Genomic DNA, 25,407 nt, shown 5'->3' with positions numbered 1-25,407 from the left:
GGGTAGGGCTGGTGTCAGGGCGGGGGTGACGGGGCGAGTCGGGAACGGGAGTGAAGGGGGTGTGCCCGGCGCGGCGGGCCGTGTGGTGGGTGCCGCCGCGTGGGCACGTCAGGCGGCGTGCAGCGCCTTCTGGTACTCGTCCAGGTAGCGGTCGTACGTGTCCGCGGGGATGACCGGCGTCGACCACGCGGGCTTCCACTTGCCCGGGTTCCACACCGAGTCGTCGTTGTGCTCCTGGTCGCTCAGCGACACGTGGTTGCTGATGCTCACGACCTGCTGCTGGCCGGCCTTCGACATGATCCAGTCGATGAAGAGCTTGGCCGCGGCCGGGTGCGGCGGTTTGTTCGCCATCTCCGCGAGGACCGCGGCCGACGGGAGCGGGTCCGTGTTGGCGAACGCGATCCGATCGGGCGTCTTCTTGGCCAGCTTCGCGGCCTTGTAGCCGTAGGCGTTGGCCACGGCGGCCGGTTCGCCCGACTGGACCTCCGTCAGGGACTGGGTGTGGCTCTCCACCAGCCGGGGCGCGTTGTCGCCGAGCTTCTTCACCAGGGCGAGGGCCTTGTCGTGGCCCATGGCCGTGATCAGGCCCTCGTACCAGTTGATGGCGTTGGGGTCGATCGAGAAGCGGCCCTTCCACACCGGCTTGGTGAGGTCCTCGATGGAGCTGGGGACCGGCAGGTGCTGGGAGGCAACCGACTTCGGGTTGTATGCGATGGCGCTGGTGTTGACGTACACGACGTTGCCGTAGCCGTCCGGGAGGCTCTTCAGCTCCTTGGGCAGGTCGGGCGTCTCCGGAACGCGGTACGGGGCGAGCGTGCCCACCTTGATGAGCTGGTAGACGGGCTCGCTGTCCGCGGTGATGACGTCCGCGTTGTACTTGCCGCCGCGCTGCTCGGTGACCAGGCGGGAGGGGAGCTTGTCGGCGCTCAGCCGCAGCGCCTCCACCTTGACCTTCGGGTACTTCTTCTGGAAGGCGGCGATCATGCCGTCCACGTCGTCGTCGGCGAAGGTGGTGTACCAGAGGACCTTGCCCTCCTCGGACGCCTTGGGCAGCAGGTTCTCGGGTTGCTGGGCCGGGGCCACCTCGGTGGTGGTGGCGGCCAGACCGCTGGAACAGGCGGTCAGCATCACGGCCAGCAGCGCCGCTCCCGCCGACTTGGCCGGAATGCGCCGTCTGCGGCGGGCGCCCGGGTGCCGTGACCCGTGCGGCTCCCGCTGTTCCTGCCGCTGGTACTGCTCTTGCGCTTCACGCTCATGGTGCATGCGGTCAACTTCCGGTAGAGGCCCACGGGGAAGACCGGGCAGTGGCTGATATCGATGGGTTACCGCCGCGAAAAATCCCTGTCATTCTGGGCTGACGGTATGACCATTGCAATAGAAGCGGCACGCTTTTCTTCAACACTCCTGCGATTACGGAGCGTATGCGTCCGCACGGGGCACGGCGGGAGGTGTGCCGGGAGTGGTACGACGTGGTGCCACCGCTATGGCGCCCCGCGGGAACCGGCGCTTACATCCCCACGCTGACGTGCAGGGCGTGCACGCCGGTGCGTCCAGCCGCGGTGCGCAGCGCCAAGTCGGTCTCGGCCACCGGGAAGTGATGGGTCGTCAGGAGGTGCAGCGGGTAGCGCCCGGACCTGATGATGTCGAGCGCGCGCTCCACCGACCGGTGGTCGTGCCCCTGCGCGCCGACGAGGCGCAGCTCGCGCCGCACCACGGTCTCGTAGGGGAAGCCGGCCGCCGGCCGGCCCACGTCCGGCGCCGCAAGCACGACCGCGCCACGGGCGGCGGACATCGCGACGGCGTCGGCGACGGTGCCGGCCTCGGGCATGAGGTGCACGACGATGTCCGCGCCGCGCCCGCCGGTCAGCTCCAGCACACCGTCCACCGCGTCCTCCTCGTCGCAGAAGACCACGTGGCCGGCGCCGAGATGCTTGGCGAGGTGGAGCTGCTGCCAGTGGGCGGCCGGGCCCACCGCGACGACGGTGCCGGCGCCCGCGTCATGGGCGGCCAGCACGCACCCCAGGCCCCGCCTGCCCGTGCCGGCGACCACGACGGTGTCCCCGGCGCGCAGCCGCGCCTGCCGCCTGACCCAGCGGATACCGCTCGACAGCGGCGCGAAGAGGGTGGCCGCACGGGCGTCGACGGCATCGCCCACCGGGTGCACGACGGCGCGCGGATGCAGGTAGAGGTACTCACTGAAACCGCCGTACAGGCCGGGCCGGGCGTCCACCGGTGTGCGGCCGTAGCCCGGGGGCGGGGGTGCTCCGCCCTCGCCGGCGGCCCGGCACAGCCGGTAGTCGCCCCGGCGGCAGGGGCGGCAGGCGCCGCACGGCAGGAACTCCTCCACGGCGACCCGGTCGCCGACCGCCACCCCCCAGCGCTCGGCGGCCCGCTCCCCCAGCGCCGACACCCTCCCGACCGTCTCGTGGCCGAGGATGACACCACCCGGCCCGCGGAGGTAGCTCTCCCAGTCGGCCGCGCAGACACCGGTGGCCTCCACCTTCAGCAGGCCCTCGTCCGCCCCGGGCCTGGGCAGCGGGAGATCGCGCAGCCGTGTCGTGCAGGGCTCCTCGGCCACCGCGGCACGGGCTCGCTCGGGCAGTCCTTCGTCCACGCTGGCACCTCGTCGGGGGATCGCCGATACTTACCCACCGCCGGGTGGCGACCGCGGCCGGAGGCCGGGCCGCAGCGCCGCAGCGGCTGCCGCGGGTTTCCCTGTTCTCGCGCGCGCACGCGCGCGTGGATGTCACTGTGGGGACGAGTCGGCCGGCGGGCGGAGGGTAGAACACACCCAGGGACTATTGGTCATACCCTATTCCGCTAAGCTAGACTCGTCAACGCGTAACGAAAGGACCCTTTTATGCCGCCCCGCCGAGCCTCCGCGAACAGTGCGGACGGCCAGTCCGGCCGCCTGCTGAGTCCCGTGAACGACCGGCGGATCTCCGCGCTGATCGTGGACCAGGTGCGCACGCTCATCCACGAGGGCAAGCTCTCACCGGGCGACCGCCTCCCCCCGGAGCGCGAGATGTGCGAGCGGTTCGGGGTCAGCCGAGTCACCGTGCGCGAGGCCCTGCGGGTCCTGGAGGCCGGCGGCCTCGTGGAGATCCGCGTCGGCGCCCACGGCGGCGCCTTCGTCACCCAGCCCACCAGCGACCGGGTGGGCGCCAGCATCGTCGACCTGCTCACCCTGTCGTCGGTGACGGCCACCGAGGTCACCGAGGTACGCCTGGTGCTGGAGGTCGGCATCATCCCGAACCTCTGCGCCCACGCGGACGAGGCGGACATCGCCGCCCTGACGTCCATCTGCGACCGCCAGGAGGCGGCCCTGGCCAGCGGGGAGTACGACGTGTCGCTCTCCGCCGAGTTCCACACCCGGCTCGCCGCGGCCACGCACAACACCGCGTTCGAGATGCTGGTGCGCTCCTTCCACGGCCCGCTGCTGATGTCGCTGCGCACGGCGAAGAGCACGGCCCCCGAGATGGGCCACCGGGGTCTGGAGGAGCACCGCGCGATCCTGGCGGCCATCAAGTCCGGTGACGCGGAGAGCGGTGCGCGGATCATGCGGGAGCACCTGACGCGCACGGCCGACCGGCTCTGCCTGGACGAGCCGGAGCAGGGCGCTGAAGTCGCCGACACCGTGACCCGGGGCTGACCATCCCGCGGGCTGACCGTCCCGTCGCGCTGGGCGTCCCCTCGCGTCGGCGTGCCCACGCTCCGGTGCCCCGGACGGGACCGGGACAGCCCCTTCCGCCGGTGACAACCTGGCGGCCTCGTCAGGGCTTGTCGCGCCGACGCGGCGGAGTCGCATATCGGCCCAGCTCCGCGCCCCTGAAGGGCGGGGCTGGGCCCGGTCAAGGGGCGCGGGGAACTGCGCGCGCAACCCACCACCTGCCGGTGATCCGCACCTGCCGGTGGTCCGAAGACGGCAGAGACTGCCGCTATCGGCCGGTGGCGACCCGCAGGTCGCGTCGTGGCTGGGCGCGCCGTTCCCCGCGCCCCTTCAAGACGGGGCTCCGCCCCGATCAGTCCGGGGGCGCCGGCGTCAGTAGCCCTGCGGGCGCAGCACCAGGCAGCAGCCGAGGGACACCACGACCGAGAAGAACAGCACGCCGAAGCCGGCCGTGTAGGAGCCGGTGGCCGTCAGCAGGGTGCCCATCAGGCCGGGGAGCGCGGCGCCGACCAGGTTGGTCAGCGAGGAGAAGACACTGCTGGAGTACTCGGACTGGCGCGTCGGCATCAGGCTGTGCAGCAGCGTCCAGTTGGTGACGACGCACCAGGCGTTGCCGGCGAGGCCGAGGAAGATGAAGAAGCTGTCGACGCCGGCGTTGCCGAACAGCGCCGTGCCCGCGATCCCGATGCCCTCGATGGCGAACCCCCATGCTGCCCAGCCCGCACGCTTCACCTTCCGGTCGGAGGCGCGGCCCACCAGGACCATCACGATGATCGAGAGCACGTTGGCCACCGTCAGCAGCAGCCCGATGTCGCCCAGGTCGACGTGGCGCTCGTCGCGCAGGTACAGCGGCACCCAGGTCACCAGTCCGTAGAACGGGGCGTTGGTGCCGATGTACATCAGCATGGTGAGCCAGTACCGGTAGTTGCGGAACGGTGACTCGGGGCCCCGCTTCGGGATGACCGTCGTCGACTCGAAACGGCCCTCGACGATGTGCTTCACCTCCTCCTCGCTCACCCCCTGCGAGGAGTCCGGGCGGTCCTGGAGGAGTACCAGCACCACGCAGAAGGCGAACAGTGCGGCCACCACCGCCTGCACGAAGAAGGTGGCGCGCCACCCGGCGGAGGAGAGCATGGTGGTGGTCAGGGAGCTGCCGAGGGCCGACCCCACGAAGATCCCGGACAGCCAGGAGGCGTTGGCGCGGGCCCGTTCGTGCATCGGGAACCAGCGCGCGGTGAGCGTGTGCGCGACCGGATAGAAACAGGCCTCGCCGATGGCGAGCAGGATCCTGGTCCCGTACAGCTGGTTGAGGGTGTTCACGAACGGCGGCAGGGCGAGCGCGACCACCCAGATCGCGGTGCCTATGAGCATCGACTTGCGCGGCCCGATGCGCTTGAGCACGAATCCCCAGAGGAACAGCGCGACCCCGTACGCGTACAGGAAGAGGCTGGTCAGCCAGCCCACCGAGCCGGGGTGCTTGTCCAGGCCGAACTGGTGGCTGAAGGGGCCGTCGGCGACGATGACGCCGATGGAGGACTTGCTCAACTGGGCGACCGAGAAGGCGATCAGCAGGGGCAGGCTGACGTGCAGCCACCTGTGCAGGTGCCGGCCGCGCAGCGCGCGGCGCGGGCCGTGGTCCCGGCCGGTGCCCGGTTCGATGTCGATGGTCATGGTGATCCTTGCGCGGCTCTTGCGGGTGGTGCGGCCGGGCGGCCCGGCGGCGTGAACAGGGCGGTCGCCGGCGGAAAAGGGCCGGCAGGCCTCGCGGGGGGTGAGGGCGGTGAGCACCGGCGGATCTTCCGGCGGGTGCGGCACCTGCGGACGGTGGGGCCGGGTGGGGCCCTGCCCGACGGCCCGTCCGGCGCCGGGTTGAGGTGTGCCGCTGCGCCGTCCGGTGATCCGGGCGCGGGGAGGCCGGCTGTTCGGGGTGCGCGGGCCGGTGGAACGGTGGCCGCCGGCCGCGGGGTGGGGGCCGGTGCGGCGGTGGGGCGGGCGTGCCGGGTCGGTGGCGAGGGCCGGCATGCCCGCCGGTTGCTCAGGCCGGCGGTGTCCGGCCCACGAACAGGCAGGTGTAGAAGGCCTTCCAGGCGATGTCCGCCTCGCTCACCCCGGCGGCGCGGTAGCCGTCGACGTGGTCGCGGACGGTCGGCAGCGGCCCGTCGTGGTGGTGGGCGGTGGCCGAGGGCCGGGGCGGTGTGAAGCGGGTGCGCACCGTCCTGTAGCGGCGGTCCCACACCGCGTCGTCCGGCGCGATGTGGTCGAGGTTGATCAGCCAGCCGCCCGGCCGGAGCAGCCCGGCCGCCTCGCGGTAGAAGCCGTGCAGTTCCTCGCGGCCCAGGTGGTGGCTGGCGCGTGAGGACAGCACGGCACCGGCGCCCTCGGGGACGCCCGCGGCGCGCAGCTGCGTCATGTCGCCGATCCGGAAGTCGACCCGCTCGCCGAACCGTGCGAGGTCCGTCTTGGCACGGTCGAGCATGGTGTCGGAGGCGTCCAGCAAGACTCCCCGGGCCGAGGGGAAGGCGTCGAGCAGGACGGCGAGGAACTTGCCCGCGCCTCCCGCGACATCGACGATCAGCCCCGGCTCCGGCGTGGTCTCGGCGACCAGGGCGGCCGCGATCCCGCGGGGTAGTTCGAGCAGGTCGGCAGCGCCCTGCGGGTCGGCCCCGAGCCAGGCTCGGGCGAAGTCCGGATCGGACCAGACGGCTGCTGCGGTTCGGCTCTGTTCCGGCATCTCGCTCCTCGCTGGCTTCGGGGCCCCTCGTGACTGCGGTGGAACCGGCGGCCGGGAACGGGCGGGTGCCCGCCGGCCGCCTCGCGGTGCTACGCCTGGGCGTCGTACTCGGGGGCGTTCTCCAGGTAGACCACGTTGTCGTAGCCGAGCTGCTTGAACAGCCGGTTCTGACCGGAGATCAGCACCAGCGGCTCGCCGTCGGCGGAGAAGTGCTGCGCGACGGTGTTCTGCGGGACGTAGAGGGTGTCCCCCGGCTTGATCTCGTGCCGGGTGGGCTCCTTGGCGACGCGCGCGTAGTACTTCTCGGCGATCTCCGCCTCCACCTCCCAGTGCAGGCTGTAGCCGGAACCGGAGCGCACGTAGAGCACCTCGTCGGCCATGTGCCAGCGCTTGCCGGACCGGCTGCCCGCGGGGATGTCCAGCACGAAGGCGTCGACGCTGAAGGTGCGCACGTCGTCGCCGGGGCCCGACAGCCTGCGGACCCGGCCGAGCGGCGTGGTCTCCCAGGTGGTGTCCGCGGACTTCACGACCTTGCGGCGCTTCTCCACGTCCGGAGTCCAGATCTGCGACCAGTCCTCGCGGGGACCGAAGCGGTCCTCGTCCTCCACCGGGCCGCTGCGGCCCTGCTGGATCAGGCCGGCGTACATCCACATCGACTTGCCCTTGAAGATCAGGCAGCGGGCCGTCTCGTCATAGGGGTTGAAGTGCCGGTGCACCGAGTCGGTGTGGACGATCACGAGGTCGTCCTTCTCCCACTCGTAGCGCTGGTCGTCGTGGATCTCGTAGCCACGGCCCTCGAGGATGTAGAAGGCGGCCTCGTTCTGGTGGCCGTGGCCGTGGTTGGACGACTGCGGGGGCAGCTCCACGAAGTGGACCTGGAGGGTCTGGGTGAGGAAGGGGTCGTCACCGGGGCCGATGCGCCACCAGGTGCGGGACTTCTCCGAGTCGCCCGAGTGGGCGACCTTCGCGTCGTCGACCACCACCGAGTCGTCGCGGACCCGCGGGGCGTCGAGCTGCTGACGCCGGAACTCCTTCAGCCCGTACGTCTCCGAGGTGATCCCCCTGAGAAAGACCCGGCCCTTTTTGCCGCTCATACAGTTCTGCTCCTCCTGGTCTCGGCGCCGGCCCGGGCCGGCGTTCGCAGTCGACCGTCGGTGTTCCGGTGTGCCGCGCGGGTTCCTCTGTGTCAGCGGGCGCGGCACGCTCCCGGCGGGCGGGCCCGCCGCGTGGCGGGGCGCCCGGGGGTACGCGGTGCGATATTCGATGGGCTTCGCTTCCGGGAAGTGCTGACGGCCGGAAGCCGTCCGCCGCCCGGCGGGGTGACGCGGGCGCGGCGAGCGTGCCCTGTGCTCGAACTGCCGTCTTGTCCACGGTGGTTGACCTGTACGGAACAGACATAACCACCTTCATCCCTAATGGCCTAACCGTTATATCAACGGACCCCTGGACCGTCAACGGATCCACCGGGAGATCCATGCGCCGGTCACCCAGCGTTCCGCGCCCCGCACACCCCCCTCCCGGGCGCCCCCCTGCGCACTCTTTCCGGACACCAGACCCTGATGGTTTAATGGTCCTACATTAATAGCTCTGAGTCAGAGAGATTTGCCGATGCTACGCACAGATCAGCGTCCGGGCCCAGAGCGGGCGACCGCGTCCGGGCCGTCCCCGCACCCCCTGTGCGGCCCGGTGGGCCGGCAGAGGGACCGTATGGCTCGACGCGCTGAGCGGAGGACACGATGAGCGGCGGCACACTGATCGTCGGAGCCAGCCAGGCGGGCCTCCAGCTCTCCGTGTCGCTGCGCGAGCTCGGCGACACGGAGCCGATCACCCTGGTCGGAGAGGAATCCCAGCCGCCCTACCAGCGGCCTCCGCTCTCCAAGGAGTTCCTGACCGGCGAGGCAGAAGCGGAGGCGCTGGCCTTCCGCTCCCCCTCCTTCTACCGGGAGACGGGGATCGAGCTTGTCTCCGGCGAGCGGGTGACCGGGGTGCGGCTCACCGGATCGGGCCCCGCGGGCTCGGGAGTGGCCACCACCGACCAGGACCGGCAGCTCCCCTTCGACCGGCTGGCGCTCACCGTCGGCGCCGCACCCCGGCGGCTCGACGTGCCGGGCGCGGACCTGGACGGTGTCTGCTACCTGCGCGACCACGACGACGCGGCCCGGCTGCGCGGCCTGCTGGCCGGCGGGCCCCGGGTCGCCGTGGTCGGCGGGGGCTTCATCGGCCTGGAGGCCGCGGCGGCGGGGCGCTCCTTCGGGGCGCAGGTGACGGTGCTGGAGGCCGCGGACCGGCTGATGGGCAGGGCCGTGGCCCCCGTCGTCTCGGACTTCTACGCGGCGGCCCACCGGCGGCGCGGCAGCGAGATACGGCTCTCCGCGGGCGTTGCCGGCTTCGAGGGCACCGGTGGCCGGGTGACCGGCGTCCGGCTAAAGGACGGGGTGCTGGTGCCCGCCGACGTGGTGCTGGTCGGCGTGGGCGCGGCGCCGCGCACCGAACTCGCCGAGCAGCTCGGCCTGACCTGCGAGGGCGGCATCGTCGTGGATGCCGCCGCGCGCACCAGCAACCCGGCAGTGGTCGCGGCCGGCGACTGCACCGTGCAACCGCATCCGGTGACGGGGCGGGGCACGGTGCGGCTTGAGTCCGTGCACAATGCCGTGGCACAGGCCCAGGTGGCGGCGGCGAGCCTGCTCGACCGCGAGCCCGCCGGCTCGCCGCAGGTGCCGTGGTTCTGGTCGTTCCAGGGCGACCTGCGGCTCCAGATCGCCGGGCTCTCCCAGGGCCATGACGCGTACGTCCTCCGCGGTGACCCCGAGGACGAGCGGTTCTCGGTGCTCTACTACCGGCAGGGCCGCCTGATCGCGGCCGACGCCGTGAACCGCCCGGCGGACTACATGGCCGTGCGCAGGGCCCTCGACAAGGGCGCCACCATTCCCGCCGACCTCGCCCGTGACTCCGGCACCTCCCTCAAGTCCCTCATCACCGCCCCGTCCGGGGACCCGGCACACGTGGTCTGACCACGCCCCGCAGAACGGCGCCCCCGCTCCCGGTGAACAGACCCGGGGGCGGGGGCACGGCGGTCGGCGGTCGGCGGTCCGCGGTCGGCAACGGCAACGCAACGGCAACGCAACGGCAACGGCAACGGCAACGATGGTGATCGGGAGCGCCGTCGGGCGCACGGCAGGGGCTCCGCCCGTTGGGCGAGAACCCGGTTCCGCCCGTTCGGGGTCACACCCTTCGGCCTTGTTCCCCTGGCCGCCGACGCCGGCCCTGCCCTCAGGCGCCGGGCGCCTGCCGGGACAGCGGGTCCGCGCTGAACACGAGGGACTTGATGGTGACAGGCACGGTGTTGGACGGGTGGCGGAGCTTGCCGATGTCGATGTAGTCGAAGTCGTGCAGGCTCAGCCCGTCGATGACGAGGAGGTCGTTCGTGACTCCGAGTTCCTCGCGGAGCAGCCGGCCGAGCGTCATGGCCACGTCTCCGTCGAGCATCAGGTACACCGGCCGGCCGGCCGAGATCCGCTCGGCGAGGGCGTCCCGGATGCCGCGCGCGAACGCGCTCAGCCGGTCGTATCCGGGCAGTCCGGTGAAGGTCAGGGCGACGGCGACCTCCGCGCCGTCGGGACCGGCGTCCAGGGCGGCCAGGTGGGTGCGCACGGCGGCCGTCAGGGCCCCGGGGTCGACCGTCTCCCCCAGCTCGTACTCGGGCCTGACGACCTGGAGGTTGCGGCGCGGCAGCAGGGCGTCGGGGGCGGTGATGCATCCGGTGTTCCCGCTGAGCTGCACGCTGTACTCGGAGGCGCCCAGCGCCGTGGCGCGGATGCACTCTCCGGCCGGCAGCAGCGGGAAGGGCAGCGCGCCCGAGTCCACCCGGCGGCGCAGCGCGCGCCCGAGCGGCGCGCCGAGGTCGCCGAAGGAGCGCGGCTGGAGGCCGTAGACGTACTCGGCGACGCCGCCCGAGAACATCACTCCGTCGATCGGCCCGAGCGGCGTGAGCGGCTCGGTGAGGTACAGCTTCTCGACCTCGGCGGGCAGCGGCGTGGCGGTGAGGGCGGTGATCAGGGCGTCCGCCATGGTCTCCGCGACGCTCTGAAGTTCCCCGGGGCCGGCCGTGTCGCCGAGCCCCCAGTGGAATCCGGCGCGCTCGGCGTGGTCCCGGCCGGCCGGGTCCAGGCGGACGATCGTGCCCTGATCGTCGACGACCTGGAGCCGGCCGCCGATGTGCAGGGCGGCCGTGCCGGCGACGCGGCCGGCTTCCAGCACGGCCAGCTTGGTGGTGCCGCCTCCGATGTCGACGACGAGGATGCGCCGCCCGGTGTCGTAGGAGGCCTTCGCCGCACCGGAGCCGTAGGCGGCGAGCATGGCCTCCATGTGGTGGCCGGCGGTGGCGTTGACCAGCTCGCCGCCGCGCTCGGCCAGCACCCGGGCGATCGCCTCGGCGTTCCGGCGGCGCAGCGCCTCGCCCGTGAGGATCACCACGCCGGTGTCCACGGCGGAGGGGTCGACCCGGGCCGCGCCGTAGGCCCGGTCGACGATCGAGCCGAGCGCGCGGGCGTCGATGAGCTCGGCGTCGGCGTAGGGGGTGAGCTCGACCGGCGAGCGGTACTCGGTCCGCCGGTCGACGACGATGTAGCGGCTGGTCAGGTCCTCGCTGATCCTGCGCAGGTGCAGCCGCGAGAAGACCACCTGGGTGCCCGAGGAGCCGATGTCGATGCCGACGCTGTGCAGGGTGACGTTGTCCTGCTGCCAGATCGGGTTCTCCTCCAACGGGCTGAGCGCCTCGTCGTCGTGCACGTGGTCGTGGTCGGGGACGTGGGCGGCGTAGACGGTACGCGGCCGGTCGTCACCGGGGTGCTGGGGGTGGTGGTGGGAGTGCGCCCCGTGGGGGTGGTGGTCGGCGGTGTGCGTCACGGGCGTGCTCCTCGTCGTGGTTCGGGGCCGCAGGGGCGGGTGCCGGCTGCCCGGTCGGTCACCCTGCCGGACCGACCGGACCGGACCCGGCCGGTTCCGGGAACGCCGCGTGCGGCCCGCCGGGGAGTAGGCGGGCCGCACGGGCGGCCGTACCGGGGCCGGGCGCTCCGGCTACGGCCTGGGCGGGAGCGTTTCGAGCTCCGCGGCGTAGACGCCGTCCATCTGGGGCTTCATACCGTGCTCGGCCAGCGCCTCGGCGAACAGCTCGCGCACCACGGCCGCCTCGTCGGCGTAGTCGATCTGGTCGCCGCCGATCCGCTGGCTGATCCACGCCTTCGGCACGCCCTGGGCGTTGCGGATGGACACGCCCTCGTGCTTGAACGCGAGGTAGCGGCCGGGCTCGGGACCGGTGTTGAAGTGCTGGTGGTACCACATGTTCGGCGGGACGATCAGGCTGCCGGGGCCCCACTCGTAGCGGCGCGGCTCCTCGCCCTCCGGCCACATCAGGCTGTAGCCGGTGCCGCTGAGGATGATGACGTGCGCGCCGGGACCGTGCCGGTGCCCCTTCTTGTACGTCGCCGTGGGGAACTGCGAGATGTGGCTGTTCATCGAGCCCTTGGCCATCGCGAAGCGGATGTGGCCGCCGCCCGCGCCGCGCTCCTTGGCCTCGACCAGCGGCAGGTTCGCCGCGTCGGCCACGAAGTTGGTGTCGAGCAGCAGGCCCTTCTGCTCACCCTTGGGCGCGAAATAGTCCGGCTCCCCGTCGAAGCGGGCCGGGAAGTCCCGTGCCGTGCCGAAGACGAAGTCGGCGTCGTCGTAGAGGTTGAGGACGGGCGGCAGGTTCGTCGAGGAGACGAAGCGCGCCGTCTTCTGGCCCGAGCCGTTGAAGTGCTGGTGGTTGGTGTTGAGCGGGATCGCGAAGAGCGAGTGCGGCCCCCACTCGAAGGTCACCTCGGCGCCGGAGTCGTTCCACACCTTCGTCGAGCCGTGCCCGTCGAGGACGAGGATCATCTCCTCGAAGAGCTGCCGCTGGGGCGCGAGCCGGCCGCCGGCCGGGATCTCGCACACGTAGCAGTCGTTCGAGGTGCGGGTGGCCTCGTGGTTGACGAAGACACCGCGTCCGCCGCGGCGCTCCCACGGCTTCAGCTCCACGGTGCGCAGGTCGGGCACGTAGTGGGCGGCGATGATGTCGAGCCCCTCGTCGGCCACCCAGCGCGTGTACGGGGAGTCCTTCTCGGTGGCGAACTTCGCCGCCAGGCTGTCGTTGACGATTGCGTCCTTGGCCATGCAGCGGCCCTTCCTGCTCGGACTTGGCGGGGGCCCACACCGGGCCGGCACGGCCGCGGACCGGTCCTTGCGCGGCAGCCCGGCCGGACGGCGGGGGCCGGAAGTGGCGGGCGGCGGGTCGGACGCGGGAAGACCGCGGCGGCACATTGGTAGGACCCTAAGTCCATGAATTTCCCCCTGTCAACGGCACGGGCGTCGTCGCATCCGACGTCACCGGCACCTGCCACGCCCGTCCGCGTGCGGGAGGCGGAGCCGCGCACGCCGTTCCGAGACCGCCAGGCGTCACAGCGGTCGCCGGGCGTCACCGCCGCCCGCGCACGGAGCCCTCCGGGCGCCTGTGGCCCTCCTCGGCCACGGCCGCGGCGCGCCGGGCGGCGATCTCGGGCTCCAGGTACCGGCCGCCGCGCACCAGCGGCACCAGGTCGTCGTCGAGGTCGTAGCGCAGCGGCATGCCGGTGGGGATGTCGAGGGTCATGATCTCGGCATGGTCGAGCCCATCGAGGTGGGCGGCGAGGGCCCGCAGGGAGTTGCTGTGCGCGACCACGAGCACCCGCCGTCCGGTGCGCAGCGCGGGCGCGAGGACGCCGCGCCAGCACGGCTGCAGCCGGGCCGTGACGTCCGCGAGGGACTCGGTGCGCGGCAGCCGTCCCGCCAGCTCGGCATAGCGCGGGTCGTCCGCGAGGGCGCGCTGCTCGGCGGGGTCGATGGGCGGCGGGGTGCCGTCGTAGGAGCGGCGCCAGTGCCGGTAGCGCCGTTCGCCGTAGCGGGCGAGCACCGCGGCGCGGTCCCGGCCCTGGAGCGCGCCGTAGTGGCGTTCGTTCAGCCGCCAGTGCGTGGTGACCGGGACATCCGCCGCCTCCGCCGCCGCCAGCACGAGGCCCGCGCTGCGCACCGCGCGGGTGAGCACCGAGGTGTGCACCTCGTCGGGCAGCAGACCGGCGGCGCGGAGCAGCCGGCCGGCGTGGCGCGCCTGCTCCTCACCCACGCCGGTCAGGCCGATGTCGGCCCATCCGGCGAACAGGTTCCGGGAGTTCCACTCGCTCTCGCCGTGACGGAGGAGGATCAGCGTCTTCATGGCCGCATCCTGACCCACCGAGATAGCGCCGGGCCGCCCAGGGGCTGCCCCGAGGGGCGAAACCGCAGGTCAGCGATGGCGCCTCGGAGGGTCGCGGTAAAGGGTCACGCGGCATGTGCCGCGATCCGGTGCGTACGCGGATGCTTGTTGTCTCCGGAACCGTCTGGTCTAATGGACATACCAACGGACGTCGCTCAGGTGAGCGACATGTCCGCTGCTCCGGGGACCGTCCCAACCGTGAGAGGACATGAGGATCTTGTCCAAAGTGATCTTCATCGGCAGCGCCGGCCGTACGTACACCGTCGATGCCAACGACGGCGAGTCGGTCATGTCGGCCGCGGTCAAGAACGGCGTCCCCGGAATCGTCGCGGAGTGCGGTGGCAACTGCTCCTGTGCGACCTGCCATGTCTGGGTGGGCGAGGAGTTCGCGCCACTCGTCGGCCCTCCGGGGGACATGGAGGAGGACCTGCTCGACATGGCGGTCTCCGAGCGGCGCGACACCAGCCGGCTCGCCTGCCAGATCCGGGTCAGCGAGGCCCTGGAGGGGCTGACCGTCGAGATACCTCCCGAGCAGCCCTGACCTCCGTGCCGCGGGCGGCGCCCGGCTCGGACCGCGCCCGCCCCGCCGGGCCACAGCCCGTCGAACCCCCTGCGCCGACGGGTCATCACGTGAAAGGGAAACGGCCGTGCTGAGAAAAGACATCAATGAGCTGTTGACGCAGACCGGTCCCGGTACGCCGATGGGTGAACTCTTCCGGCAGTACTGGATACCGGCCATGCTCGCCGAGGAGCTTCCCGAGAACGACTCCCCGCCGGTGCGGGTGAAGCTGCTCTCCGAGCGCATGCTCGCCTTCCGCGACAGCGAGGGGCGGTACGGCCTGATCGACGAGTTCTGCGCGCACCGCGGCGCGTCCCTGTGGTTCGGCCGCAACGAGCAGGCCGGGCTGCGCTGCCCCTACCACGGCTGGAAGTACGACTACACGGGGCAGTGCATCGAGGTCCCCTCCGAGGCCGACAACAGCAGCTTCTGCCAGAACGTGAAGCTGACCGCGTACCCGCTGGTCAAGATCGGCGACCTGCTCTGGACCTACATGGGCGACCCGGCGAAGCAGCCCCCGCTGCCGGAGTTCGAGTTCGTGCATGTGCCGGCGGAGCAGACCTACACCTCCAAGCGCTGGCAGCAGTGCAACTGGATGCAGGCCTTCGAGGGCGGCATCGACTCCAGCCACGTGACCTTCCTGCACTCCGGCGGGCTGAAGACGGACCCGCTCTTCAAGGGCGCCAAGGGCAACGAGTACAACATGAAGGACACCAAGCCGTTCTTCGAGGTCGCGGACAGCGAGGGCGGGCTCTTCGTGGGCGCGCGCCGCAACGCCGAGGAGGGCACCTACTACTGGCGTATCACGCCCTGGGTGATGCCCGCCTTCACGATGGTGCCGCCGCGCGGCGACCACCCGGTGCACGGCCACTTCTGGGTGCCGATCGACGACGAGAACTGCTGGACCTACTCGTTCGACTACCACCCCGTGCGCGCCCTCACCGAGACCGAGCGGCAGGCCATGATCGACGGACACGGGGTGCACAGCAAGAACATCCCGGGCACCTACCGGCCGGCGGCCAACATGGACAACGACTACCTGATCGACCGCGAGGCGCAGAAGCGCGGCGAGACCTACTCCGGCGTGGCGGGCATCGCCATGCAGGACGCCTCGCTCCAGGAGAGCATGGGGCCGATCGTCGACCGCAGCAAGGAGCGTCTGGTGCCCGCGGACAGCGGGATCATCAAGGCCCGCCAGAAGCTGCGGAAGGCGGCCGTCGCCCTGCGGGACGAGGGCGTCACCCCGCCCGGTGTCGACCCGGAGCACCACCGCGTGCGCTCGGCGGCGGTGGTGCTGCCGCAGGCCGAGTCCTTCCTGGACTCGTGCCGTGACGCGGTCAGGGCGACCCCCGGCGTCCCGCAGTCCTCGGTCTGACATGGCGGGCACCGACATGCGCGCGCCGTCCGCCTACCCCAGCGAGTGCGCCCGCGCGACCGCTCCCGGCGAGTCGCGGTTCCGGATCGACGTGCCGATCCGGCCGGCCCGCAACGCGCGGGTGATCGGCCTGGACGAGCGGGCCACGGCGATCGCCCAGCGGGTCGCGCACCGGTCCTGGGCGAAGGCGACGTTCTACACCTGCCAGGCCGCCTCTGACGCCGGTACGGGCGACGCACGGATCGTGCTGCACCGGCTGGACGGCCGGCCGGTGCTGCTCGGCGAGGTGCTGACCGGTACCGACGTGGTGGTCGTGCTGGCGACCGAGGACGCCGGCCGGCAGTGGGCGGCGGCCATCGGCCGGCTGTGCGGCGCGGACGGCATCACCACCGCGGGCATCGTGCTCGGGGAGGACTTCGAGGCGGACGACGCGGTGGCCGCGCTGCGCCCGTACGCCCGGGTGCTGCTGCTGTCCGCCGACGAGAGCGATGTGACCGAGTTGCTCACCGCGCTCAGGGTCTAGCCGGTCCCTCCGGCCGTGCCCCACCGCACCCGCGGTGGGGCACGGCCGGAGGCGGTGTGTGGAACGGGATCGAGCGGTTCGAGGAGAGGCGAGAGGCAATGCCCGACAAGGTCAGCGTGCGCGGCCTGCAACGGATGAAGGACGACGGCGAGAAGATCGTCGGCGTGGTGGCCTGGGACTACCAGATCGCCCGCATCGTGGACCGGGCCGGCGTGGACATCGTCTCGGTCGGCGACACCGTCGGCGTGAACCTCTGGGGGCACTCGAACCCCTTCGAGGTGACGATGGACGAGATGGTCACGGTCACCAGGGCGGTGCGGCGCGGGGTGCGCCGGGCACTGCTCAGCGCGGACTTCCCGTTCGGGCCGCTCCAGGAGGGCACGGACAGCGCGGTGCGCGCGGCCATCAGGTTCGTCAAGGAGGCCGGCGTCGACATGGTCAAGGTCGACGCGGCCCCCGACTTCCCGGAGGCCGTCGAGGCGATCACCCGGGCCGGCATTCCGGTCTTCGCGCAGTTCGGGATCACCCCGCAGACCGCGCTGCGGTACGGCGTGGAGTACAACGCGGTCCCGTCGGCCGCCGACCAGGTGCCGGTGGAGATGCGCGACGCGCTGATCGCCGAGGCCAAGCGGCTTGAGGACGCGGGCGCGGTGCTGCTGAACTTCACCAACTCGGGTCCCGTGGTGGGCGCGGCCGTGGCCGGGGCTGTCTCGATACCGGTCGTCGGCGGCTTCGGCGGCGGACCCTGGCTCGACGGGCGGATGCGGATGGCCCACGCGGCCATCGGGTACGCGGCGACCGCGATCGACGATCCGCCGGACACCTACGCCAACGTCGCGCGGATCACCCTCGACGCGATCAGCTCGTACACCGAGGACGTCCGCGCCGGGCGGCAGGTCGCCGGCGGCGTGCCGGTGCCGCCGGCCGCCGCGGACTGAGCAGTGCCGCCGTCAGCCGTCACCCGGCGCCCGGACGTGTTCCACCGTCACCCGCGTTCCAGTAGCACCGAGGAGAGGAGCAGCCAATGCCCACCGCCGTCATCGACGGGTTGGTGACCCGTTACGAGGTGGCGGGTGAGGGGCCGCCGCTGCTGATGTTCTCGCCCGGCGGCTTCGACGCCACCCTGGAGGGCTGGCGTACCGTCGGTGTCTACCGGAGGCTGGGCCTGCTCGACCGGCTCACCCGGGACTACACCTGCGTCACCTTCGACCGGCGCGAGTCGGGCGGCTCGGGCGGGCGGCTCGAACGGGTCTCGTGGGCCGACTACGTCCGCCAGGGCGTGGGCCTGCTCGACCACCTCGGCATCGAACGGGCCCATCTGATGGGCGGCTGCGTCGGCTGCTCCACCGCGGCCGCCCTCGCGGTGGCCCACCCCGAGCGGGTGCTGAGCATGGTGCTCTACTCCCCCGCGGGCGGCGCCCGGTACCGGATGAAGCAGCACGCCCGCTTCACCCGCCACCTCGTCTACGCGGACGCGGAGGGGCTGGAGCAGGTGGTGGCGCTGGCCCGCGGCAGCGACGCCGGCTTCACCGCCGATCCGCGTCTTGGCCCCTGGGTCAACGTGATCCGGCGGGACCCCGAGTTCGCGGACCGCTACGCACGCACCGCCTCCGATCGTTACTACACGATGGTGTCCGGCATGGTGCGGCTGCTCTTCGACCGCGACACCGTCCCCGGGCCCGAGCCGGAGGACCTGATCGGTCTTGACGTGCCCGCGCTGATCGTGCCGGGCCAGGACGACTCGCACGCGACGTCCGCCGCCCGCTTCCTCCAGGAGTGCCTCGGGCACGCCGAGTACTGGGACGTGCCGGTGGCGGAGCAGACCGCCGAGACGGCGCCGGCACGGATCGCCGCGTTCCTGGGCGGGGTGCCGGCCGCGGAGTAGGCAAATCGGCGTCGCCACGCGGGACCCGGGCCCGCCCTTCGGGGTGCGGCCACGGGTCCCGCGTGCGTTCGGCCTGGGTGCGTTCGGCCCGTGCGTGCTGGCCTGGGTGCGTTCGGCCCGTGCGTGTTCGGCCCGCCTGGAGGCCCGTCCGGCCCGCCCCCGCCGCGGGAGAAGGACCCGGCCGGGGCGGGCCGGGTGCGCGATGGTTCAGGCGAGCCCGGCGCCCCGCTCCAGTTCGGCTATCTGCTCCAGGCGCCGCTGGTGGACACCGCCCTTGAAAGCGGTCTCCAGCCAGGCCGCCACGATCTCCTCCGCGGTCTCGGGCGACAGCACCTTGGCGGCCAGGACGAGGACGTTGGAGTCGTTGTTGCCGCGGGAGATGCCGGCGCTCCACACGTCGTGGCAGAGGCCGGCGCGGATGCCGCGGATCTTGTTGCAGGCGACGGTCTCGCCGAGACCGCTGCCGCCGAGCACGATTCCCCGGTCCGCCGTGCCCCCGGTCACCTGCCGGCAGACCGCGGCGCACAGCGGCGGATAGTCCACGGTCCCCGAGCCCTCGTGGGCGCCGAGGTCCTCGACCCGGTGGCCGTGCTCCGTCAGCCAGAGCGTCAGCCGGGCCTTGAGCTCGATGCCGTTGTGGTCACCGGCGAGTGCGATGCGCATGCCGCCTCCTCCGTCCTTCTCGCCCCGTCCGTCTCTTCCGTTCCCCACTCACGCCGTCAGGTCGTGGGTGTCCTCGGCGAACAGTTCCTCCAGCGCCGGGGCGCGGGTGAGGATCTTCTGGTCCACGGCGCTGTCCAGCAGCGTCTGGAGGGTCTGGCGGTTGGGCTCGATCCCGTACGGCAGCGGATCCGCGCCGCCGGTCAGTTCCAGGACGCGCCGGTACATGCGGTCGGCCGGGCCGGGGTCGGCGATGTCGCCGGCGCGCAGCCGCTCGACGTACTGCAGCTTGGCACGCGCGAAGGCGTCGAAGACGTCCGCGCCGAGGCCCGGGTGCTCCTTCAGCAGCTCGTCCTTGACCACCACCAGATGGTTGATGGGGTACAGGCGGCGCTCGCGGAGGGCTGCGAAGCCGGCTTCCTCGGGGCCGGGGATCAGCGGGGCGAGGTCGGGGGTGTCGTAGCCCGCGCCGATCACCGCCGCCAGGTCCCCGGAGGCCATCAGCTCCTCCAGGGTGCGGCCGGGCTCGATGGACTCCACGTTGGCGGGCGGGCGGTAGGTGCTCACGTGCTCGTCGCCGGAGAGCACCCAGGTGATCCGGCTGAGGTCGACGCCGTGCTCCTCCTGGAGCACCATGCGCGCCCACACGCCGGTGGTGACGGTGTAGCCGCGGCTCACGCCGACCCTGCGGCCTTCGAGGTCCTTGGGGCTCCGGATGCCGGAGGACGGGTCGAAGCGGATCGCCCCGTGGTGGAAGCCGCGGACGAGGAAGGCAGGCACGGCGGTGAAGGGGGCCCCGTGCTCCTTGGCGACCAGGTAGGTGGTGAGCGCCATCTCGCTGATGTCGAACTCGAGGCCGCGCACCATCCGCCGGAAGGCCTGCACCAGCACGGGCACCTCCTCGAAGGCGAAGCGGAAGCCGTGCGGCGTGACCGTTCCGTCCTTCAGTGCGGCGTTGTCGCCCTGCGTGCGGGTCACGGTGGTGAGCCGCGGTACGGAGGTGTCGTGCGGTTCGGCCATGGCGGAAGCCGTCTCCCTTGTGTCGGTGCGGCGGTGCCGGTGGGCGCGTGGTTTTCGGGGCGGCCGGCCGGCCCGGATGGAAGCGGATCGTAGGTGATCGAACGGGATCGAAGCAGCTCGTGGGCGGAAAGGTAGCATGGTCAGTCCATAAGGCCATAGGGTAGGGTGCTGCCTCGCAGACAGCGCCGAGGTGAGGAGAGGTTCATGGCGGAGCAGGTGCTGGCGGCGGTGCGGACGGCGCCGGGTACGACGGAGCTGCGCGAGTTCCCGATGCCGGACATACCCGACGACGGGGCCCTGCTCAAGGTCGAGGTGGCCGGAATCTGCGGCACCGATGTGAAGATGTACGGCAAGCCGCCGTTCGAGGCCCCAGTGATCATGGGCCACGAGAACGTCGGCGTCATCGCGAAGGCCGGCCGTACCTTCACCGAGCGCAAGGGGCTCGCGGAGGGCGACAGGATCTTCGTCGAGCACTACGTGGGCTGCTACCGCTGCGAGTGGTGCCACCAGGGCGAGTACCGCCACTGCGAGGCCACCGACTGGCGCACCAACCCGGACGCCCGGCGCTACGGATACACCTCCGCGGACAACCCGTACCACCTGTGGGGCGGCTTCGCGCAGTACCTGTACCTGCCGTGGAACTCGGTGACCCACCGGGTGCCCGACGGCGTCTCGGCCGAGCTGGCCGGCCTCGTCACCCCGCTGTCGAACGGCATCGAGTGGGCGCTGGTCACCGCGGGCGTCGGCTACGCCTCCACGGTGCTGATCCAGGGCCCGGGGCAGCAGGGCCTCTCGCAGGTGGTGGCCTGCAAGCAGGCGGGCGCGTCCTGCATCATCGTCACCGGCACCACCCGTGACACCGCCCGCCTCGCGCTCGCCAAGGAGCTGGGCGCCGACCACGTCATCGACGTGAGGCAGGAGGACGCCCTGACCCGGGTCCTCGACATCACCGGCGGCCGGGGCGTCGACGTCGTACTGGACTGCACCGCGGGCGCGGGCACGGCACCGGTGCTGCTCGGCGTGGACGCGCTCAAGCGCCGCGAGGGCACGATGGTGGTGCAGGGCGAGGTGGCCGCCTTCCCCGACTTCCCGCTGAAGAAGCTCACCGAGAAATGCATCAGCCTCAAGAGCGCACGCGGGCACAGCTACCGCTCCTGCGAACTCGCCCTGGAGCAGCTCGCCTCGGGCCGCTTCCCGCTGGAGAAGCTCGGCACGCACACCTTCAGCCTGAAGGACGTCGACCGTGCCATCCGCACCGTCGGCGGCGAGAGCGGCGAGGACGCCGTGCACGTGTCCCTGCTGCCCTGGGGGGAGGCGGCATGAGCATCGTCGTCCGCAACCCCCCTCGTACCGATCTGGCCACGGTGGACGCGCTCGGCGCGTTCGGCGTCGCCACCGTCCACGAGGCGCAGGGCCGCACGGGACTGCTCGACCCCGCGCTGCGGCCCGTCTACTCCGGAGCGCGCGTCGCGGGCACCGCCGTCACGGTGAGCGTGCCGCCAGGCGACAACTGGATGATCCACGTGGCGGTCGAACAGTGCCGTGCGGGCGACGTCCTCGTGATTGCCCCCACCTCGCCCTCCGAGGCGGGCTACTTCGGCGACCTGCTGGCCACCTCGGTCGCGTCCCGAGGGGTGCGCGGCGTGGTGATCGACGCGGGCTGCCGGGACATCGCCGAGCTGAAGGCGATGGGCTTTCCCGTCTGGGCCCGGCACGTCTCGGCGTTCGGCACGGTCAAGGAGACGCTCGGCGACGTCAATACCCCGCTGGTCTGCGGCGGACAGCTGATCATGCCCGGCGACGTGGTCGTCGCGGACGACGACGGCGTGGTGACCGTGCCCCGCCCGGCGGCGGCCGAGGTCCTGGAGGCGTCCCGGGCCAGGGAGGCGAGGGAGGCTGGCCTGCGCGAGCGCTATGCGAGCGGCGAACTCGGCCTGGACGTCAACGCGATGCGGGAACGGCTGGCGGACAAGGGGCTCACCTACGTCGACGCCCCGGACGGCGGGTGAGCCGGCCGCGGCACTCGCCGCCGGCCCGCACCCGGGACACTGCCCGGCTCCGTGCATGCCCGCACCGCCCGCCACGCCCAGCAAGGACCCTGCATTCATGATCATCGACTGCCACGGCCACTACACCACCGCGCCGGCGCAGCACCAGGCGTTCCGCGAGGCGCAGCTCGCCCGGCTCGCGGGCGCCTCGCGTCCGATGCCCGAACAGGCTCCCATCAGCGACGACGAGATCCGCGAGAGCGTCGAGAACAACCAGTTGCGGCTGCTGCGCGAGCGCGGCGGCGACCTGATGCTGTTCTCCCCCAAGGCGTCGGGGATGGCCCACCACGTGCCCGACCCGGCCACCGCCCGCGCCTGGGCGGCGGTCTGCAACGACCTGGTGCACCGGGTGACCGAGCTGTTCCCGCGGAACTTCGCGCCGGTCTGCCAGCTGCCGCAGACGCCCGGCGGGGAGCTAGACGACTGCGTCGCCGAACTGCGCCGGTGCGTCGAGCAGCTCGGCTTCGTGGGCTGCAACCTCAACCCCGACCCCTCCGGCGGCCACTGGACGTCCCCGCCGCTCACCGACCCGTACTGGTTCCCCCTCTACGAGACGATGGTGGAGCTGGACGTGCCGGCGATGGTGCACGTCTCGGCGTCCTGCAACCCGAACTTCCACGCGCTCGGCGCCCACTACCTGAACGCGGACACCTCCGCGTTCATGCAGTTCGTCGAGACGGACCTGTTCGACAGGTTCCCCGGGCTGCGGTTCGTGCTGCCGCACGGCGGCGGAGCGGTGCCCTACCACTGGGGCCGGTACCGGGGGCTCGCCACCCGGCTCGGCCGTCCTGACCCGGCCGAGCACCTGATGGACAACGTCTTCTTCGACACCTGCGTCTACCATCAGCCCGGCATCGACCTGCTGCACGAGGTCGTACCGGCCGACAACATCCTGTTCGCCTCGGAGATGCTGGGCGCGGTGCGGGGCACCAACCCGGACACCTCGCGCGCGTGGGACGACACCAAGTACTACATCGACCGGCTGCCGCTCGGTGAGGAGCAGCGCAGCAAGGTGTTCGAGACCAACGCCCGGCGGGTCTACCCGCGCCTGGACGCACGACTGACTTCGGAAGGCAGGTAGCACACCGTGGCCCCACTGCACCTCACCTTCGCCTGCGGCGACTACGACCGCACGCGTGCCCTCCAGGAGGGCACGGTGCGTCCCGACGGCATCGACCTGACGTACCTGCGGCTGCCGGTGGAGGAGACCTTCTTCCGGATGATGCGCCACCAGGAGTTCGAGGTGGCGGAGCTGTCGCTGTCCTCCTACGTGGTGTCATTGCAGCAGGATCCGTCGCCGTTCGTGGCGCTGCCCGTGTTCACCTCGCGGATGTTCCGGCACGGGTCGATGTACCTCAACTCCGCTGCCGGCATCGAGAAGCCGGAGGACCTGCGCGGCAAGGTGGTCGGCACGCCGGAGTTCCAGCTCACCGCCTGCGTGTGGCTGCGGGGCATCCTCGGCGACGAGTACGGGGTGCCGTTCGACTCCGTCAGCTACGTCACCGGCGGCCAGGAGAGCACGGGCCGGGTGGAGAAGGCCGCCCTGAAGCTGCCCGAGTCGGTCCGGATCAGCCGCGCCCCCGAGGACAGGACGCTCTCCCAGATGCTGGCCGACGGGGAGATAGACGCGCTGTGCACGCCCCGCGTGCCGAGCCCGTTCGCCGCCCGCGACCCGCGGGTGCGCCGCCTCTTCCCGGACGTGGTGGCCAGCGAGAAGGAGTACTACGCGGCCACCGGGATCTTCCCCATCATGCACGTGGTGGTGATCCGGCGGGACGTCTACGAGCGCCACCCGTGGGTCGCCCAGTCCCTCTACAAGGCGCTGCTGGCGGCCAAGAACGAGGCGTACGGCACCATCTACGACAGCTCGGCGCTGCGCTTCATGCTGCCCTGGCTGATCCAGGGGGTCGAGGAGGCCCGCGACCTCCTCGGCGGCGACTACTGGAGCTACGGACTCGACGCCAACCGCAAGACTCTTGAGACGTTCCTGCGCTACCACCACGAGCAGGGGCTGTCCGACCGGCTGCGGACCCCGGAGGAGCTGTTCGCGCCCGAGTCGACGGAGGCCGCGGTCATCTGACGGGCCGGCCCGCTGGTCCGACGGGCCGGTGTGCTGACGGACCCGGTCGTCCGGGGCCATCCGTGTCGCGGGCGAACCGCGCACGACGGCAAAGTACTTAACTTCCAATATCGCGTCATACGGGGGATTCAGAGGCCTGACGGAGGGGCCGCGGGGAAGCGAGAGCTCCCGGCGGCTCCTCTTTGTTACACGAGAAATCTCCGCGATGAGCTGGGAGAACAGAGAGGTCTCACGGATCCGTGGAGGGGCATGGCGATGTCCGGAATATTGACACAGGGAAATCCAATGGATTTCATTCAGCGGTACCAGAGGCGTTGGTGACACGCACTCAGGTGAACCGCCCGCCCCGGGGCGGGCCCCTGTGTCAAGCGTCCTTCATTCCCCCACGAGATCGGACGGATCCATGCGCCCTTCACGCTCCACCGTCCTCGCCGCGGCCGCCGCATCGGCGGCGCTCGCCCTCGCCGGCACCTCCACGGCCCACGGCGCCGGTTCGCCCGCCGCGGCCGCCGCCTGCATAGGTTCCGGCAACCAGAACGCCATCAACTCCGCACTCCAGGGCCAGGGCGCGAAGGCCGTGCTCTGCCCCGGCGCCGTCTTCACCCTGGACAGCCCCGTCACGTTCACCGCGCCCAACCAGGTGCTGGAGACCCAGGGCCTGCCGACCGACGGCACCCGCGCCACGCTCCGCGTGAACGGCAGCAACGGCACCGCGATCAACGGCAACGGCCAGAGCGGCGTGGTCGTGCACAACATCCAGGCCGACGGCCGCTTCCCCGAGCTGCCGAGGATCGGTGGCGGCGCGCTGATCGAGATGGGCAACAAGGGCAGCAACCAGACCGTGCAGCACATCTACGCGCACGACACCCGCACCTGGTCCACCCTGCACTTCACCGAGGGCACGGTCACCAACAACACGCCCCAGTGCACGGGCGGGCAGATCCTCGACAACCAGCTCGGTCCCGCCGGCCTCGCGCAGACCAACATGTGGAGCGACGGCATCTCGCTGGCGTGCGCCAGGACCGAGGTGCGCGGCAACACCATCACCGACGCCACCGACGGGGCCATCGTGCTCTTCGGCGCCACCGGGTCCCATGTCGAGAACAACACCGTCGTCGCCAGGACCCGCAACCTGCTCGGCGGGATCAACCTCGTCGACTACGCCCCAGTCAACGGCAACTACAACGGCTCCGTCGTGCAGAACAACACCATCAACGCGCAGAGCGCCCTGATCAAGGTCGGCATCGCGATGGGCCCGGCGGTGTGGACGTGCTCGACGAACATCGTCTACGGCGCGAAGGTCGCCAACAACACCCTCACCGGCGGCCACATGGGCTACGGCTTCCCCGTCAACGGCGTCAAGGACTTCACGGTCACCGGCAACGTCGACAAGTCGACGCACGTCGGCACGCCGGTGGCCGGCTGCGGAGGGCTGCCGGCCAGGCCCGCCGGGTTCCAGGTGGCGCAGCAGACGGCCAGCACGCTCCAGTCCCAGTACGTCAACACCAGCCCGCTCACCTACCTGCTGGGCCTTACAGCCTGACCGCTCC

22 protein-coding genes are annotated in these 25,407 nt (G+C 71.7%); 12 read left to right on the top strand and 10 right to left on the bottom strand.

Annotation, left to right across the window (positions count from 1 at the left end; translation table 11 throughout):
- Window positions 1-108 precede the first annotated feature (108 nt).
- Both Sm713_RS39715 and Sm713_RS39710 read right to left on the bottom strand, forming a co-directional pair.
- Window positions 109-1,263 (bottom strand): ABC transporter substrate-binding protein, encoded by a 1,155-nt coding sequence (locus Sm713_RS39715; protein ID WP_212914771.1) that lies wholly within the window; start codon window positions 1,261-1,263, stop codon window positions 109-111.
- 244 nt (window positions 1,264-1,507) lie between these two features.
- Window positions 1,508-2,614 (bottom strand): zinc-binding dehydrogenase, encoded by a 1,107-nt coding sequence (locus Sm713_RS39710; protein WP_212914770.1) that lies wholly within the window; start codon window positions 2,612-2,614, stop codon window positions 1,508-1,510.
- 246 nt (window positions 2,615-2,860) lie between these two features.
- Between Sm713_RS39710 and Sm713_RS39705 the strand changes: the two genes are divergently transcribed.
- Window positions 2,861-3,652: a FadR/GntR family transcriptional regulator gene (locus Sm713_RS39705; RefSeq protein ID WP_212914769.1), complete on the top strand. Its 792-nt coding sequence runs from the start codon at window positions 2,861-2,863 to the stop codon at window positions 3,650-3,652.
- A 390-nt stretch (window positions 3,653-4,042) separates the two neighbouring features.
- Here the strand turns inward: Sm713_RS39705 and Sm713_RS39700 are convergent, their stop codons facing one another.
- From Sm713_RS39700 to Sm713_RS39690, 3 genes are all read right to left on the bottom strand, one after another.
- Window positions 4,043-5,341, bottom strand: a complete 1,299-nt coding sequence (locus tag Sm713_RS39700; protein ID WP_212914768.1) for an MFS transporter — start codon at window positions 5,339-5,341, stop codon at window positions 4,043-4,045.
- Window positions 5,342-5,705: 364 nt separating this feature from the next.
- Entirely contained in the window at window positions 5,706-6,401 is a 696-nt protein-coding gene (locus tag Sm713_RS39695) for a trans-aconitate 2-methyltransferase (RefSeq protein WP_212914767.1), read from the bottom strand.
- A gap of 89 nt (window positions 6,402-6,490) precedes the next feature.
- Window positions 6,491-7,495 (bottom strand): cupin domain-containing protein, encoded by a 1,005-nt coding sequence (locus tag Sm713_RS39690; protein ID WP_212914766.1) that lies wholly within the window; start codon window positions 7,493-7,495, stop codon window positions 6,491-6,493.
- Window positions 7,496-8,137: 642 nt separating this feature from the next.
- On the opposite strand from Sm713_RS39690, the gene Sm713_RS39685 reads away from it, so the two are divergent.
- Window positions 8,138-9,412 (top strand): NAD(P)/FAD-dependent oxidoreductase, encoded by a 1,275-nt coding sequence (locus Sm713_RS39685; protein WP_212914765.1) that lies wholly within the window; start codon window positions 8,138-8,140, stop codon window positions 9,410-9,412.
- A 259-nt stretch (window positions 9,413-9,671) separates the two neighbouring features.
- Here Sm713_RS39685 and Sm713_RS39680 read toward each other — a convergent pair whose 3' ends face one another.
- The 3 genes from Sm713_RS39680 to Sm713_RS39670 all read right to left on the bottom strand — a co-directional run bounded on the left by Sm713_RS39680 (window position 9,672) and on the right by Sm713_RS39670 (window position 13,668).
- Window positions 9,672-11,306, bottom strand: a complete 1,635-nt coding sequence (locus Sm713_RS39680; protein ID WP_212914764.1) for an ethanolamine ammonia-lyase reactivating factor EutA — start codon at window positions 11,304-11,306, stop codon at window positions 9,672-9,674.
- A 171-nt stretch (window positions 11,307-11,477) separates the two neighbouring features.
- The gene (locus tag Sm713_RS39675) at window positions 11,478-12,593 is read right to left on the bottom strand and encodes an ethanolamine ammonia lyase-activating protein (protein WP_212914763.1); all 1,116 of its coding nucleotides are present in this window, start codon (window positions 12,591-12,593) and stop codon (window positions 11,478-11,480) included.
- A gap of 301 nt (window positions 12,594-12,894) precedes the next feature.
- Window positions 12,895-13,668, bottom strand: coding sequence for a 2,3-diphosphoglycerate-dependent phosphoglycerate mutase (locus Sm713_RS39670; protein WP_212914762.1), 774 nt, complete (start codon window positions 13,666-13,668; stop codon window positions 12,895-12,897).
- A 247-nt stretch (window positions 13,669-13,915) separates the two neighbouring features.
- On the opposite strand from Sm713_RS39670, the gene Sm713_RS39665 reads away from it, so the two are divergent.
- The 5 genes from Sm713_RS39665 to Sm713_RS39645 all read left to right on the top strand — a co-directional run bounded on the left by Sm713_RS39665 (window position 13,916) and on the right by Sm713_RS39645 (window position 18,049).
- On the top strand, window positions 13,916-14,248 hold the full coding sequence (locus Sm713_RS39665) for a 2Fe-2S iron-sulfur cluster-binding protein (protein WP_249416973.1): 333 nt from the start codon (window positions 13,916-13,918) through the stop codon (window positions 14,246-14,248).
- 106 nt (window positions 14,249-14,354) lie between these two features.
- Window positions 14,355-15,641, top strand: a complete 1,287-nt coding sequence (locus Sm713_RS39660) for an aromatic ring-hydroxylating dioxygenase subunit alpha (protein ID WP_212914761.1) — start codon at window positions 14,355-14,357, stop codon at window positions 15,639-15,641.
- A gap of 1 nt (window position 15,642) precedes the next feature.
- Window positions 15,643-16,164 carry a 3-methyl-2-oxobutanoate hydroxymethyltransferase gene (locus Sm713_RS39655; protein ID WP_249416971.1) on the top strand — a complete coding sequence of 174 codons (522 nt, stop codon included), beginning with the start codon at window positions 15,643-15,645 and terminating at the stop codon, window positions 16,162-16,164.
- A 98-nt stretch (window positions 16,165-16,262) separates the two neighbouring features.
- Window positions 16,263-17,102 (top strand): 3-methyl-2-oxobutanoate hydroxymethyltransferase, encoded by an 840-nt coding sequence (locus Sm713_RS39650; protein WP_212914760.1) that lies wholly within the window; start codon window positions 16,263-16,265, stop codon window positions 17,100-17,102.
- A gap of 86 nt (window positions 17,103-17,188) precedes the next feature.
- Complete coding sequence (locus tag Sm713_RS39645) at window positions 17,189-18,049, top strand: alpha/beta fold hydrolase (RefSeq protein ID WP_212914759.1); 861 nt, start codon at window positions 17,189-17,191, stop codon at window positions 18,047-18,049.
- Between the two features lie 207 nt (window positions 18,050-18,256).
- Here the strand turns inward: Sm713_RS39645 and Sm713_RS39640 are convergent, their stop codons facing one another.
- On the bottom strand, window positions 18,257-18,712 hold the full coding sequence (locus Sm713_RS39640) for an RpiB/LacA/LacB family sugar-phosphate isomerase (RefSeq protein ID WP_212914758.1): 456 nt from the start codon (window positions 18,710-18,712) through the stop codon (window positions 18,257-18,259).
- 48 nt (window positions 18,713-18,760) lie between these two features.
- Window positions 18,761-19,729, bottom strand: coding sequence for an ABC transporter substrate-binding protein (locus Sm713_RS39635; RefSeq protein WP_212914757.1), 969 nt, complete (start codon window positions 19,727-19,729; stop codon window positions 18,761-18,763).
- A gap of 204 nt (window positions 19,730-19,933) precedes the next feature.
- On the opposite strand from Sm713_RS39635, the gene Sm713_RS39630 reads away from it, so the two are divergent.
- The 5 genes from Sm713_RS39630 to Sm713_RS39610 all read left to right on the top strand — a co-directional run bounded on the left by Sm713_RS39630 (window position 19,934) and on the right by Sm713_RS39610 (window position 25,400).
- The gene (locus Sm713_RS39630; RefSeq protein ID WP_212914756.1) at window positions 19,934-21,052 is read left to right on the top strand and encodes a zinc-binding dehydrogenase; all 1,119 of its coding nucleotides are present in this window, start codon (window positions 19,934-19,936) and stop codon (window positions 21,050-21,052) included.
- Window positions 21,049-21,738 carry a 4-carboxy-4-hydroxy-2-oxoadipate aldolase/oxaloacetate decarboxylase gene (locus Sm713_RS39625; protein WP_212914755.1) on the top strand — a complete coding sequence of 230 codons (690 nt, stop codon included), beginning with the start codon at window positions 21,049-21,051 and terminating at the stop codon, window positions 21,736-21,738. Before Sm713_RS39630 ends, Sm713_RS39625 begins: the two co-directional genes overlap by 4 nt.
- A 97-nt stretch (window positions 21,739-21,835) precedes the next feature.
- Window positions 21,836-22,858 carry an amidohydrolase family protein gene (locus Sm713_RS39620; protein WP_212914754.1) on the top strand — a complete coding sequence of 341 codons (1,023 nt, stop codon included), beginning with the start codon at window positions 21,836-21,838 and terminating at the stop codon, window positions 22,856-22,858.
- A gap of 6 nt (window positions 22,859-22,864) precedes the next feature.
- Window positions 22,865-23,857 (top strand): ABC transporter substrate-binding protein, encoded by a 993-nt coding sequence (locus tag Sm713_RS39615; protein WP_212914753.1) that lies wholly within the window; start codon window positions 22,865-22,867, stop codon window positions 23,855-23,857.
- Window positions 23,858-24,260: 403 nt separating this feature from the next.
- Complete coding sequence (locus Sm713_RS39610; RefSeq protein ID WP_212914752.1) at window positions 24,261-25,400, top strand: right-handed parallel beta-helix repeat-containing protein; 1,140 nt, start codon at window positions 24,261-24,263, stop codon at window positions 25,398-25,400.
- Window positions 25,401-25,407 lie beyond the last annotated feature (7 nt).

It is taken from the genome of Streptomyces sp. TS71-3, from assembly GCF_018327685.1.
Lineage (GTDB): Bacteria > Actinomycetota > Actinomycetes > Streptomycetales > Streptomycetaceae > Streptomyces.
The sequence above is the reverse complement of the archived record's forward strand: the minus strand, read 5'-3'. Positions and strand labels throughout refer to the sequence as shown.